16 protein-coding genes are annotated in these 12,526 nt (G+C 63.8%); 6 read left to right on the top strand and 10 right to left on the bottom strand.

Translation table 11 applies throughout. From position 1 onward, the window contains the following. Positions 1–67 precede the first annotated feature (67 nt). Positions 68–349: a cupin domain-containing protein gene (locus tag EJ068_RS16290; protein ID WP_095819107.1), complete on the top strand. Its 282-nt coding sequence runs from the start codon at positions 68–70 to the stop codon at positions 347–349. 7 nt (positions 350–356) lie between these two features. Here EJ068_RS16290 and EJ068_RS16285 read toward each other — a convergent pair whose 3' ends face one another. From EJ068_RS16285 to EJ068_RS16260, 6 genes are all read right to left on the bottom strand, one after another. Next, positions 357–776, bottom strand: a complete 420-nt coding sequence (locus EJ068_RS16285; RefSeq protein ID WP_127251481.1) for a VOC family protein — start codon at positions 774–776, stop codon at positions 357–359. A gap of 52 nt (positions 777–828) precedes the next feature. Beyond that, positions 829–2,154: a folylpolyglutamate synthase/dihydrofolate synthase family protein gene (locus EJ068_RS16280; RefSeq protein WP_127251480.1), complete on the bottom strand. Its 1,326-nt coding sequence runs from the start codon at positions 2,152–2,154 to the stop codon at positions 829–831. Positions 2,155–2,293: 139 nt separating this feature from the next. After that, on the bottom strand, positions 2,294–3,220 hold the full coding sequence (gene accD / locus EJ068_RS16275; protein ID WP_127251479.1) for an acetyl-CoA carboxylase, carboxyltransferase subunit beta: 927 nt from the start codon (positions 3,218–3,220) through the stop codon (positions 2,294–2,296). 95 nt (positions 3,221–3,315) lie between these two features. Further along, a complete protein-coding gene (gene trpA / locus EJ068_RS16270) occupies positions 3,316–4,155 on the bottom strand; it encodes a tryptophan synthase subunit alpha (protein WP_127386057.1) in 840 nt (279 codons plus the stop codon). A gap of 2 nt (positions 4,156–4,157) precedes the next feature. Further along, on the bottom strand, positions 4,158–5,378 hold the full coding sequence (trpB, locus tag EJ068_RS16265; protein ID WP_127251478.1) for a tryptophan synthase subunit beta: 1,221 nt from the start codon (positions 5,376–5,378) through the stop codon (positions 4,158–4,160). A 26-nt stretch (positions 5,379–5,404) separates the two neighbouring features. Continuing rightward, entirely contained in the window at positions 5,405–6,064 is a 660-nt protein-coding gene (locus EJ068_RS16260; RefSeq protein ID WP_127251477.1) for a phosphoribosylanthranilate isomerase, read from the bottom strand. 108 nt (positions 6,065–6,172) lie between these two features. Between EJ068_RS16260 and EJ068_RS16255 the strand changes: the two genes are divergently transcribed. Next, positions 6,173–6,388: a hypothetical protein gene (locus EJ068_RS16255; protein ID WP_127251476.1), complete on the top strand. Its 216-nt coding sequence runs from the start codon at positions 6,173–6,175 to the stop codon at positions 6,386–6,388. A gap of 181 nt (positions 6,389–6,569) precedes the next feature. On the opposite strand, the gene EJ068_RS16250 is transcribed toward EJ068_RS16255, so the two are convergent. From EJ068_RS16250 to EJ068_RS16235, 4 genes are all read right to left on the bottom strand, one after another. Continuing rightward, on the bottom strand, positions 6,570–7,328 hold the full coding sequence (locus tag EJ068_RS16250) for a M48 family metallopeptidase (protein ID WP_127251475.1): 759 nt from the start codon (positions 7,326–7,328) through the stop codon (positions 6,570–6,572). A 120-nt stretch (positions 7,329–7,448) separates the two neighbouring features. Further along, positions 7,449–7,928, bottom strand: coding sequence for a DUF2852 domain-containing protein (locus tag EJ068_RS16245; protein WP_126080124.1), 480 nt, complete (start codon positions 7,926–7,928; stop codon positions 7,449–7,451). Between the two features lie 115 nt (positions 7,929–8,043). Further along, positions 8,044–9,186 carry a benzoate/H(+) symporter BenE family transporter gene (locus tag EJ068_RS16240; RefSeq protein ID WP_127251483.1) on the bottom strand — a complete coding sequence of 381 codons (1,143 nt, stop codon included), beginning with the start codon at positions 9,184–9,186 and terminating at the stop codon, positions 8,044–8,046. A 2-nt stretch (positions 9,187–9,188) separates the two neighbouring features. After that, positions 9,189–9,959 carry an alpha/beta hydrolase gene (locus EJ068_RS16235; RefSeq protein ID WP_127251474.1) on the bottom strand — a complete coding sequence of 257 codons (771 nt, stop codon included), beginning with the start codon at positions 9,957–9,959 and terminating at the stop codon, positions 9,189–9,191. Between the two features lie 215 nt (positions 9,960–10,174). Here EJ068_RS16235 and infC point away from each other — a divergent pair, with 215 nt between their 5' ends. The 4 genes from infC (at position 10,175) to rplT (ending at position 12,488) form a co-directional block, all read left to right on the top strand. Then, positions 10,175–10,711, top strand: a complete 537-nt coding sequence (gene infC / locus EJ068_RS16230) for a translation initiation factor IF-3 (RefSeq protein ID WP_010912915.1) — start codon at positions 10,175–10,177, stop codon at positions 10,709–10,711. A gap of 153 nt (positions 10,712–10,864) precedes the next feature. Next, complete coding sequence (locus EJ068_RS16225; protein WP_127251473.1) at positions 10,865–11,512, top strand: isoprenylcysteine carboxylmethyltransferase family protein; 648 nt, start codon at positions 10,865–10,867, stop codon at positions 11,510–11,512. Between the two features lie 334 nt (positions 11,513–11,846). Next, positions 11,847–12,050 carry a 50S ribosomal protein L35 gene (gene rpmI, locus EJ068_RS16220; RefSeq protein ID WP_027166935.1) on the top strand — a complete coding sequence of 68 codons (204 nt, stop codon included), beginning with the start codon at positions 11,847–11,849 and terminating at the stop codon, positions 12,048–12,050. Positions 12,051–12,086: 36 nt separating this feature from the next. Next, positions 12,087–12,488 (top strand): 50S ribosomal protein L20, encoded by a 402-nt coding sequence (rplT, locus tag EJ068_RS16215; protein ID WP_042637600.1) that lies wholly within the window; start codon positions 12,087–12,089, stop codon positions 12,486–12,488. Positions 12,489–12,526 lie beyond the last annotated feature (38 nt).

Raw genomic sequence — 12,526 nt, 5'->3', positions numbered from 1 at the left:
GCTCATGGCGCCCTGGCCCTGACGTTCGCGCCCGCCATCTCCTCTTCTACAGGAAAAGGAGAACGCCATGACCGGAACAGCCAAGGCCACAGTCCATGTCGACAATGAGCGGGTGATCGTCACCGAGTACCGCTTCGCGCCCGGCGCCAACACCGGCTGGCACCGCCATGGCCACGACTATGTCGTCGTGCCGCTGATGGACGGCAAGGTGAGGCTGGTGACCAAGGACGGCGAATCCTTCGCCGAAATGAAGAAGGGAGCGCCCTATTTCCGCCGCGAGGGCGTTGAGCACGACGTCATCAACGCCAATGACGGCGAATACGCTTTTATAGAGATCGAGCTGAAGTAGGCTTGGGTCACCAGTCGACGACGCGATCGCCGCCGGTGAACTGCGCGCTTTTTGCGGTGTATTCGAACAGCTCGATCCTCACGCCGTTGGGATCGGTGATCCAGGCCTGAAAAGTGTCGTCGCAGGCGAGCTTCTTCGGCGTCACCTCGACGCATTTCGAGCGGATATGGGCGATCGCAGCCTCGATATCTTCCACTTCCAGGCAGAAATGGTTGATCTGGTTACGGTCGCCGTCGCTGGCCTCGGTCTTCTCAAACACCTCGACATGGCTGCGGCCGCGGCAGTTGAGATAGAAGCCGAAAATCCTGCCGTCGCGCAGGAAATTGAACCTTGTGTCCATGCCAAGCACGTCGCGATAGAAGGAGCGTGTCGCCTCCAGGTCGTGCGCGAAGATGCAGACATGGGCGAGCTGCCTGACTTTGATCATGGCCGGTTCCTTTCGGCCCCCGCCGAATCCGCAGCGCTATCTTGACCCGGCCTCAGGTCGGAGGCGTGCCGTTTTCGGCCAGCACGGCGCCGGCGAAATAGAGCGAGCCGCCGATGAGAATGCGCGGCGCCGGGCCGTCCCAGGAGTCGCGCAAGAGCATGAGGGCGCTGGCGACGGAGCTGACCGGCTCGGCCGACAGGCCGGCCTCTTCCGCCCGCAATGCCAGCTCGTCGTTGGGAACGCCGGCATCGCTGTTGCTTACCGGCACGGTGTAGACATGGCGGGCAAGCCCCTTGAAGGCGCTGAAATAGCCGGTCTGGTCCTTGGTGTTGATCATGCCGGAAATCAGCACCAGCGGTCTCGGATTCTTCTCCTCCTGCTCGGCCAGCGCCTCGGCGATGACGATGCCGGCGCCGGGATTGTGGCCGCCGTCCAGCCAGATATCCGCGCCCTTCGGAGCCAGATCCACCAATTTGCCCTGCGTCAGCTTCTGCATGCGTGCAGGCCAGGCGACATGGGTCATCGCCCGCTCGGCGGCGCGATGGCCGATCTCGAAGCCGGCCGCCTTTACAGCGGCGATCGCGGCGGCGGCATTCGCGTACTGGTGCCGCCCGGGCAGGCGCGGCAGCGGCAGGTCCATCAGCCCGTCCTCGTCCTGATAGACCATGCGGCCGTTTTCCTCGAAGGCGAGGAAATCCTGGCCATAGACCACGGTCGGGCAATCCAGCCGCTCGGCCGTCTCGATCAGCACCTGAAGCGCGGTGTCGCTTTCCTGGGCGCCGATCACGACGGGGCAACCACGTTTCATGATGCCGGCCTTCTCGGCGGCGATCAGCTCGACGCGGTCGCCGAGATAGGCTTCGTGGTCCATCGAGATCGGCATGATCACCGAAACCGCGGGCCGCTTGATGACGTTGGTGGCGTCGAAGCGGCCGCCAAGCCCGACCTCGATGATGGCCGCCTCCGCCGGATGCTCCGAGAACAGGACGAAGGTGACGGCCGTGAGTATCTCGAAGACGGTGATCTTCTGGCCCTGATTGGCCTCGGCGACGCGCGCGATGGCCTCGGCGAATACATCGTCCTCGACGAGCTTGCCGCCGCCTTCGGCCGCCAGCCGGTAGCGTTCGTGCCAATTCACCAGATGCGGCGAGGTGTGGACGTGAACGAGATGACCGGCCGCCTCCAGCAGCGCGCGCGAGAAGGCGGCGCAGGAACCCTTGCCATTGGTGCCGGCGATGTGGATGACCGGCGGCAGCCGGTCCTGCGGATTGCCGAGGCGTTCGAGAAGCCGGGTGACGCGGTCCAGCGAAAGGTCGAAACCTTTCGGATGCAGCGTCATCAGATGTTCGATTTCGCGTTCGGCGGAGAGCGTTGTCATGGCGGAATCCTAACGCCTGACCCGGAGACCGGGAATCGGTCTCGGAACGGTCATATGCAAATAAGAGGCTACAGCAGACAACGCACGGCGCAAATCGCGGTTCGCGGCGAATGATGTCGCGCAGACCGATATGGCGTCATCAGGCCTGGGGCCGTGTCTCCGCGTTGGCGATCGCCGGCGGCAGGATTTCCGGCTCCAGCGGCTTGTCGGCTTGCGGCATCTTGAGCAGCATCTTCAGGAGCCGGGAAATGGTCTGGCGCATCTCCAGCCGCGAGACGACCATGTCGACCATGCCGTGCTCCATCAGATATTCGGCGCGCTGGAAACCGTCGGGCAGCTTTTCGCGAATGGTCTGCTCGATGACGCGCGGACCGGCAAAGCCGATCAGCGCGCCGGGCTCGGCGATATGGACGTCGCCCAGCATGGCGTAGGAGGCGGTGACGCCGCCGGTGGTGGGGTTGGTCAGCACGACGATGTAGGGCAGGCCGGCTTCCTTCAGCCGGTCGACGCCGACCGTGGTGCGCGGCAGCTGCATCAGCGACAGGATGCCCTCCTGCATGCGGGCGCCGCCGGAGGCGGCGAACAGGATCAGCGGCCGCCTGCGCTGCAGCGCGACCTCGAAGGCATGCACGATGGCTTCACCGGCGGCCATGCCGAGCGAGCCGCCCATGAAGGCGAAATCCTGCACTGTGACGATGACCGGCAGCCCATCGATGGTGCCGGCGCCGTTGAGGATCGCATCCTCGAGGCTGGTCTTGGCCTTCGCCTCCTTGAGGCGATCGGTGTAGCGCTTCTCGTCGCGGAACTTCAGCGGGTCCTGGACGACCTTGGGATTTTCCAGCACCTCGTATTTGCCGTCGTCGAAGAAGTATTTCAGCCGCTCCTTGGCCGAAATCTTCATGTGGTGCCCCGAGGCCGGGATGACGAACTGGTTGGACTCGAGGTCCTTGTGGAAGATCATCTCGCCGGTCTCGGGATCCTTGATCCAGAGGTTTTCCGGCATGTCGGTGCGCCGGCCGAGCATCGAATTGATCTTCGGGCGGACGTAATTGGTGATCCAGTTCATGGCTTCGGCTCCCGTCCTGGAAAGGACTTCCCGCAATTCCAGGAAAAGTCTGTGGCGATTTTCCGTCCGGAACTGCTTGTAGAGGAATAGTCAGGCTATTCGGCGGCAACAAGGCGGGCCGAACGGACGCCCTGGGCGAGGCCGCTGACCAGCGTGGCGACGGCTTCGGCCGGATCGGCTGTCTTCTCGCCCTTCGGTCCCAGCACATTGGCGATCGCATTGACGATCGCCGTGCCGACCACGACGCCGTCGGCCGAGGCGCCGATGACGCGCGCCTGCTCGGCGGTCTTGACGCCGAAGCCGACGCAGACCGGCAGCGCAGTGTGGCCCTTGATGCGGGTGACCGCCGCCGAGACCTTGGCGGTGTCGGCAAGCGCCGAGCCGGTGATGCCGGTCATCGAGACGTAATAGACGAAGCCGGAGGTGTTTTCGAGCACCTTGGGCAGGCGCTTGTCGTCGGTGGTCGGCGTCGCCAGGCGGATGAAGTTGACGCCGGCTTTCAATGCCGGAATGCAGAGCTCTTCATCCATTTCCGGCGGCAGGTCGACGACGATCAGGCCGTCGATGCCGCTGGCCTTGGCGTCGACGAGGAAGCGATCGACGCCGTAGATGTAGATCGGATTGTAATAGCCCATCAGCACGATTGGCGTCTCGTCGTCGCCGGCGCGGAAATCCGACGCCATCTTCAGCGTCCTGGCCAGCGTCTGGCCGCCCTTCAGCGCCCGAAGACCCGCCGCCTGGATGGCCGGACCGTCGGCCATCGGATCGGAGAAGGGCATGCCGAGCTCGATGACGTCGGAGCCTGAGGCAGGCAGCGCCTTCATGATCGACAGTGAGGTCTCGTAATCGGGGTCGCCGCCCATGACGTAGGTGACCAGAGCCGGACGGCCCTCGGATTTGAGCTTCGCCATGCGGCGGTCGATGCGGGTGGTCATTGTCAGATCTCCATGCCCAGCATGTTGGCCACCGTGTGCACGTCCTTGTCCCCGCGGCCCGACAGATTGACGATGACCAGCTGGTTCTTGTCCATCTTCGGCACGATCTTCATCGCATGGGCGATGGCATGCGCCGATTCCAGCGCCGGGATGATGCCTTCGACCCGGGTGGTGATCTGGAAGGCCTCCAGCGCCTCGTCGTCGAGGATCGGCTCATATTGGACACGGCCGGAATCGCGCAGCCAGGAGTGCTCGGGGCCGACGCCGGGATAATCGAGACCGGCCGAGATCGAGTGGCCGTCGAGGATCTGGCCGTCCGCGTTCTGCAGCAGATAGGTGCGGTTGCCGTGCAGCACACCGGGCTTGCCGGCATTCATCGACGCGCAATGCTCGACGCCGTCGACGCCGCGCCCTCCCGCCTCGATGCCGATGATGCGCACTTCCTTGTCGTCAAGGAAAGGGTGGAACAGGCCGATGGCGTTGGAGCCGCCGCCGACGGCGGCGATGATGACGTCCGGCAACCTCCCTTCCTGCTCCAGCATCTGCGCGCGCGCCTCCGAGCCGATCACCGACTGGAAGTCACGCACCATCTCCGGATAGGGATGCGGGCCGGCGGCGGTGCCGATCAGGTAATAGGTGTCCTCGACATTGGTGACCCAGTCGCGCAGGGCTTCGTTCATGGCGTCCTTCAGCGTGCCGTGGCCGGCGGTGACCGGCCGCACCTCGGCGCCGAGCAGCTTCATGCGGAAGACGTTGGGGCTCTGGCGGGCGACGTCGGTGGCGCCCATGTAGACGACGCAAGGGTAGCCGAAGCGCGCCGCGACGGTTGCCGAGGCGACGCCATGCTGGCCGGCGCCGGTCTCGGCGATGATGCGCTTCTTGCCCATGCGCTTGGCGAGCAGGATCTGGCCGAGGCAGTTGTTGATCTTGTGCGAGCCGGTATGGTTCAAATCCTCGCGCTTGAAATAGACCTTGGCGCCGCCGAGATGCTTCGTCAGGCCTTCGGCGAAATAGAGTTTTGAGGGCCGTCCGGCATAGTGGGTCGACAGGTTCTGCAGTTCGGCCTTGAACTCCGGATCGTTCTTGGCGTGGTTCCACTGCTCTTCGAGATCGAGGATCAGCGGCATCAGCGTCTCGGCGACGAAGCGGCCGCCGAAAATGCCGAACATGCCCTGCTCGTCGGGTCCGGTGCGGAAGGAATTGGGCATAGCCGGCTTGTTCATCGCCGATCTCCTGATTTTAGTTGTGCTCAGGCGGCGCGGTCGTCGCGCGCGGCCCTGACGGCCCGGAAAAACTGCTCGATCAGCGCCGGATCCTTGACGCCCGGAGCGCTTTCCACACCGGACGAGACGTCTATTCCGGGAGGGTTGGCCAGTCTCAGGGCATCGCCGATATTGGCGGCGTTGAGCCCACCGGAAAGCATGTAATCGAGCCCGGCGTCAAGGCCGGCAAGGATGCGCCAGTCGAAGGCGACGCCATTGCCGCCCGGCAGCTGCGATCCCTTGGGCGGCTTGGCGTCGAACATGAAACGATCGGCAATCCCGACGAACGGCTTTATACGCTCGAGGTCGGCTGTCTCGCTGACGGAAAAAACCTTCATGACCGGCAGGCCGTAACGCGCCTTGATCTCGGCCACGCGCTCAGGCGTTTCCGAACCGTGAAGTTGCAGCATATCCGGCTGCATCTTGGCGACGATCTCGTCCAGGAAAGCATCATCGGCGTCGACCGTGACGGCAACCGCCAAGGCCTTGCCGCGCACCGCTTCGCGCAGGCGCCCGGCCTCGGCGGGCTCGACATAGCGCGGGCTTTTGGGGAAGAAGATAAAGCCGACATGGCTGGCGCCGCCGGCAAGGGCGGCGGCCATCGCGGCGTCGGTCTTCAATCCGCAGATCTTGATGTCGAGCGTCATGGGCCGGGCTTGGCACGAAAAGCCGCGAGAGTCGAGAAAAAGCATGCTGTTGCCACCACGGCGGAAAACGCTACCTTCATATAGGAACCACAGGCGAGCAGGATAATCATGGCCGACCGGACCGTCGCCGAACTGAAGCAGAAGGTCGCGCAAGCGCGCGAGGTGATCGCGCATCTGATCGACAAGGCCGCCTTCAACGGCGCCGAGGCGCACCGGGCGCTGGACTATTTCGGCAGCGACGCCTTCGACCGGGATTTTCTGCCTTGGCCGCATATCGAGGAAGGATTGCGGCCGGACGAGTTGAATGCGGCGAATGACGATTGAGGGGTGCGTGAGGCAACCACGCGGTCGTCATCCTAGGGCGGAGCGACGCGAAGCGGCGCGCGGACCCTAGGATCCATGCCGTTACATCAGCCGAAAGGTGCAGCGGCGGAGATGGCTCAGCTAATCTCCAGCGTTTGCGCTAGCAGTGGCGGCGTTCTTCGCACCGCTGCATCCGCTGTAGCTACTCGAACACAATCGCCTGCAACGCCCCACCATTCCGCTTCAGCCAGTCCTTGCAGCGGTCGGTATCCGGGCAGAGCTTCTCGCACAGCTTCCAGAATTTCGGGCCGTGGTTCATCTCCTTGAGATGCGCCACCTCGTGCGCCACCAGGTAATTTATTACCGCCGGCGGCGCCATCATGATGCGCCAGGAGAAGGAGAGATTGCCCTCCGAGGTGCATGATCCCCAGCGGCTGGAGGTATCCTTGTACCTTATGGCCTTGGCGCGCTTGCCGATCGACTCGGTGTGCTTGACCACCAGCCTTTCGATCTCCTTCTTGGCCTCGCGCTTGAGATAGTCGGCGACACGGCGCGGCAGATGGATGCGCTCGCCATGGACGACCAGAAGCGGGCCGCGGTCGTCGCGCGAGACGGTGACGGTGCCGCGCTTCGAAGGCTCATGCACGATGCGGTGCGGCACGCCGCGGATCGGGATCTTTATGCCGGGGCGCACTTGCGGGCGGGTCGGCACCTTGGCCAGGCGCTGCTCCAGCCAGTCCTGGTGGCGGTCGAGGAATTTCTCCACCTCGCCCCGGCGCAGGCCGGGCGGCACGGTGACGCGGAGGCCCTGGCCGCCGGAATCGATGCGCAATGTGAGCCGCCTGGCCCTGGCGCTTTCGACGATCTTCAGCGGCAGCGTTCGGCCGGCGACGCAATGTTCGCGCTCCACCACAGGGGTGGGCTTTGGCTTGGTCAGATTGCGAAAGAAGCCGAGGGTCATGGCTGGACGATACGCGATTCGAAAAAAACGGCCAGTGGAGGGAAGCTACAAAGAGAACAAAAACGAAACGGCGCCGCTAGACGCGACGCCGCATATCAAGCCGAGACCTGTCGCAGGATCTCAGTCGTCGAGCAGGTTCGTGCCCTTGCCGCGCTTGGCAGCGGGCTTGTCGTCCGAGCCGGTGGTGGTCGGCGCGGTATGCTTGTTACGGTTGGCCATGAAGCGGTCAAACTCTTCCTGGTCCTTGGCGCGGCGCAGTTCGCGGGCGTAGTCGTCGAACTCGGTCAGCATCTCGTCAAGCTTGCGGCGCTCCTCGGCCAGGCGCTCCAGCTCCTTCTCGCGCCAGTCGTCGAAGGCGACGTTGCCGGTGCGGGCCGAACCGTGACCCCAGCGGGCCGCCTTGTCGGAGCCGCGGCGGCAGCCGGCGAAGATGCCGTCGGTCGCGCGGTTGACGTCGCGCTTGAAGCCTTCCAGCCGGTCGCCCCAGATGATGTAGGCGAGCATGGCGAAGCCGAGCGGCCAGAACACCATGAAGCCGATGACCATCAGCGCGATGGTGGCCGGCGTCCAGGCCGGACGGATCAATGCAGTCGTATTCATTTCTCCCAATCCTTCCGTTGGAGACAGCCAAACCGGCTGCGTGGAATCGAAATGGGAAGGCGAAATGGGCTATTCAAGACAAATCCGGCCAAAACCGGCGAAGCTTCTGAAATGATTATCGCTTTTTGAGTTTTTCCAGGAAAAGCACTGCCATGCCGGCGACAAGCCCCCAGAACGCCGCGCCGACGCCGAAGAGCGTGAGCCCCGAAGCCGTCACGGCGAAGGTGACGGTGGCCGGCATGCGGTCGCCAGCGTCATGAAGGGCTATCGACAGCGCGTTGGCCAGGGGCGCCGTCAAGGCTAGCCCCGCGACCAGCACGATCAGGCTTTGCGGCAGGACGGCGAAGATCGCCACCAGCGAGGCGCCGAAGATGGCGAAGATGAGATAGGCGAGCGCGTAGAACGGCCCGGTCTTCCACCGCTCGGCCGGGTCTGGATGGACGTCGGGGCCGGTGCAGATGGCGGCCGAGATCGCCGCGAGATTGGTGGTCGCGGCGCCGAACGGCGCCGAGAGCAGCGAGAACAGGCCGGTGACGCCGATCAGCGGACCGGGCTCCGGATGATAGCCCGCTGCGCGCAGCACCGCGAGGCCGGAGAGGTTCTGCGAGGCCATGGTGACCAGGTAGAGCGGCAGGGCAAGGCCGATGGTCGCCGATGCGGTGAATTGCGGCGCAATGAACGTCAATGTCGACAGTTCCGGCACAGGCAGGCTGCCGACGCGGCCGGTGAGGAAAGCGGCAAGGCCGCCGCCGACCAGCACCACCAGCACCGATAAAGCCGGATTGAACAGGCGAATGACGAAGAAGGCGGCGATCAGCGGCAGGATCAGCCAGGGATCAGCGGGAATGGTTTTCACCGCATTGACGGCGAAACTGACCAGGATGCCGGCCAGCATGCCGGACGCCACAGAGGCCGGAATCTGCGCGATCAGCCGGGTCAGCGGCTTGAACAGGCCGGTGGCGACCAGAAGGACGCCGGTGACCATGAAGGCGCCCACGGCCTGCGGCATCGTGAAACCGCTGGAGGCCGCGATCAGGGCGAGACCCGGCGTCGACCAGGCGGTGATGACAGGCATTTTCGTGCGCCAGGACAGCCACAGGCATTCCACGACCATGGCAAGGCAGATCGCCGTCACGCCGCTGGCGGTCTCGATCTGTGTGGCGCCGACCGCCTTGGCGGCGGCGATGACGAGGGCCAGCGTGCCGCCAAAGCCGACGATCGCGGCGACGAAGGCGGATATCGGGATGGAGATGCGCACGGTCACGCGGCCCGCCTGACCATGTCGGCGACGGCGCGCTGCAGCATATCGAGATCCTCGGGACGGGACAGGCGATGGTCGCCGTCGGGGATCAGCGACAGCGTCACGTCGTCGGCGGGAAGCATCGATGCGAGCTTCAGCGCATGGCTGGACGGCACGTCCGGATCGGCCAGGCCCTGCAATATGTGCACCGGACAGTGCGTGTCGATCGGTCCGGTCATGACCCGGTTGGCGCGGCCGTCCTCGATCAGCGCCCGGGTGTAGATATAAGGCTCGTCCGAATAGTCGGACGGCTCGGCAAAAAATCCCTTTTTAGAAAGATCGCGCCTCTGTGCCTTGGTCAGCACCGGTTCGATCAACTCGAAAGTGAAGTCAGGCGCCGGGGCAAGCAGCACGAGACCAGCCACCCGGTCGTCGCCCGCCCGGCGCAATTCCTGCACCATGCGCAGCGCGATCCACGCCCCCATCGAGGAGCCGACCAGTATCTGCTTGCCTTTGCTGAAACGCCGGAAGACGGCGAGGCTCTCGGCCAGCCATCTGGAGATCGTGCCGTCGGCGAATTCGCCGCCCGACTCGCCGTGGCCGGAATAGTCGTGGCGCAGATAGGCGCGGCCCTCGCGAGCGGCCCAGGCGGCAAGCGTCTCCGCCTTCGTGCCCAGCATGTCGGACTTGTAGCCGCCGAGCCACACCACGCCGGGCGCCGCGCCGGGCGCCTGCCTGACGGCGATGCTCGATCCGTCCACGTCGATGAAAACCGGAGCGCCGGCGGCCATGGGCTTGGTCCTTTCCGCCGGTCTTTTGACACAGGCGGTGGTTCAACGAAAAGTGCTCGCGGCATTTCTTTGCTTGGTGCAGACAATTGCAGGCGGCAGGTGATTTTCCGGCAGGGCTATGCTATTGACTCACGCCCCGCGCTCACCACATAGGCGCGTCCACCTGTTTTGACTCTACAGAAACCCTGAACGAAACGGCCGAGGAGACCACGACCATTCGCAGACCTTTCAAAGCAGCGGCACCCACCAAGGACGGGCCGCGCTCCAACCGAGACATCCGGGTTCCCCGGGTCCAGCTTATCGACGCCGAAGGCCAGAACCGCGGCGATGTTTCCATCAACGACGCATTGCTGCTGGCCGAAGAGGCCGGGCTCGATCTCGTCGAGATATCGCCCAATGCTGTACCGCCCGTCGTCAAGATCCTCGATCTCGGCAAGCTGAAATACGCCAACCAGAAGAAGGCGGCCGAGGCGCGCAAGAACCAGAAGGTCATCGAGATCAAGGAGATCAAGATGCGCCCGAACATCGACAGCCATGACTACGAAACCAAGATGAAGGCCGTGCGGCGCTTCTTCGAGGAAGGCGACAAGGTCAAGCTGACGCTGCGCTTCCGCGGCCGCGAGATGGCGCATATGGAGCTTGGCATGCAGCTTCTGAACAAGGTGCGCGAGGAAGTGGCGACGATCGCCAAGGTCGAGGCGGAGCCGAAGCTCGAAGGCCGCCAGATGATGATGGTTCTGGCGCCGCGCTAAATCCCGCCAAAATCATGGTGCAGGGGCGTCCCGACGATCGGCGGGACGCCTGTTTTCTGTCCGATCGCGAGCAAATCGACGACCGAGTTCTTCGGTTGCGTGCAAATCTCGACGATCGCTTCGCGATCGCGAGCAGACGATCGGGTTTTCCTCATGGCCGATGAAGTGAAGTCCAAGCCTGCCAGGCAAACGCCAGGTCTCGGCGGCTATCAGTATATGCGCCGCGTTGTGCTGGCCGTTCTGATCGTGGTGCTGTTTGCCGCGCTTCTGTTCGGACAGTCGACTTTTCCGCCGGACACGCCGGTGCACGAAACGATCGAGATGTTCGGCGTGCTCTTGATTTTTCTCGGCATAGTCGGGCGATTGTGGTCGACGCTTTATATCGGGGGGCGCAAATCCTCCGAAGTGGTCACCGGCGGGCCCTATTCGATCACCCGCAATCCGCTCTATCTGTTCTCGACGGTGGCGGCCGCCGGCGTCGGCGCGCAAATCGGCTCGTTTTCAGGCATCATTCTCTTTGCGCTGCTGTGCGCCGGCGCGTTCCACATCGTCATCCTGCGCGAGGAGCGGTATCTGAAGGAAGTGCTCGGCGCCCCTTACGCGGCCTATCTTGCCAAGGTGCCGCGTTTCTTCCCGAACCTGACGCTCTACCAGGAGGGCGACACCGGCAGCTTCAAGCCGCGCCTGCTGTTGAACACGCTGCTCGACGGGCTGGTGTTCCTGGTGGCGCTGCCGGCCTTCGAGCTGATCGACGGCATGCAGCAGTCGGGGGTGTTGCCGGTGTGGTTCACGCTGCCGTAGGAACGGTGATCCTCAGGTGAGGCCGGCCTGCAAACGGCGGCTTCCTGCGCTTCCGGTGCTCACGTACTTTAAGTACGCTCCGCTCCGGTTCTCGGAAGCCACCGTTTTCGACTCGGCCTGACCTGAATCTCAACCGTTCCCCCCGACGCACATCGAGAACACCGCGTCACACGGCTTGAGGTGTTGCACACAGGCCGTCTTTGATCTATAGGACCGCGGTTCTAGAAAACCGCCCGGCAGGGCATGCCGTGGCGGTTTCATTTGCTTTTCGGGCTTTGGTCGGCCCGAAGCGGACAAGAAGCGCGATGGTGCGCCACCAATACGGAGTAGCAAAATGCCCAAGATGAAGACCAAATCGGCCGCCAAGAAGCGGTTCAAGATTACTGCCACCGGCAAGGTGCTATCGGCTGCCGCCGGCAAGCGCCACGGCATGATCAAGCGTTCCAACAAGTTCATTCGCGATGCCCGCGGCACGATGGTTCTGGCTGAACCGGACGGCAAGAAGGTCATCAAGAATTTTCTGCCGAACGGCCTCTGAGCATTCGGCCTGGTTACGTTTTAAGGAGATCATGACATGGCACGCGTCAAGAGAGGCGTCACCGCCCACGCCAAGCACAAGAAGGTCCTGAAAGCCGCCAAGGGTTTCTACGGCCGCCGCAAGAACACCATCCGCATCGCCAAGCAGGCGGTGGAGAAGTCGCTGCAGTATGCCTACCGCGACCGCAAGAACCGCAAGCGCTCGTTCCGCGCGCTGTGGATCCAGCGCATCAACGCGGCGACCCACGAGCATGGCCTGACCTATGGCCGTTTCATCGACGGTCTCAACAAGGCCGGCATCGAGATCGACCGCAAGGTCCTGTCGGACATGGCCATCCACGAGCCGCAGGCTTTCGCCGCGCTGGTCGCCAAGGCCAAGGTCGCGCTCGAATATCTGAAGAACACCACGCCGAATGCTTTTGAGAGCGCTGTCGCCTAAGCCAGCGCTTCCCAAGCATTTCTAGTACTGATTTGGGG

This window comes from Mesorhizobium sp. M2A.F.Ca.ET.043.02.1.1 (assembly GCF_003952405.1).
In the GTDB taxonomy this organism is placed as follows: domain Bacteria; phylum Pseudomonadota; class Alphaproteobacteria; order Rhizobiales; family Rhizobiaceae; genus Mesorhizobium.
This window is presented reverse-complemented; position numbering and strand designations above follow the sequence as displayed.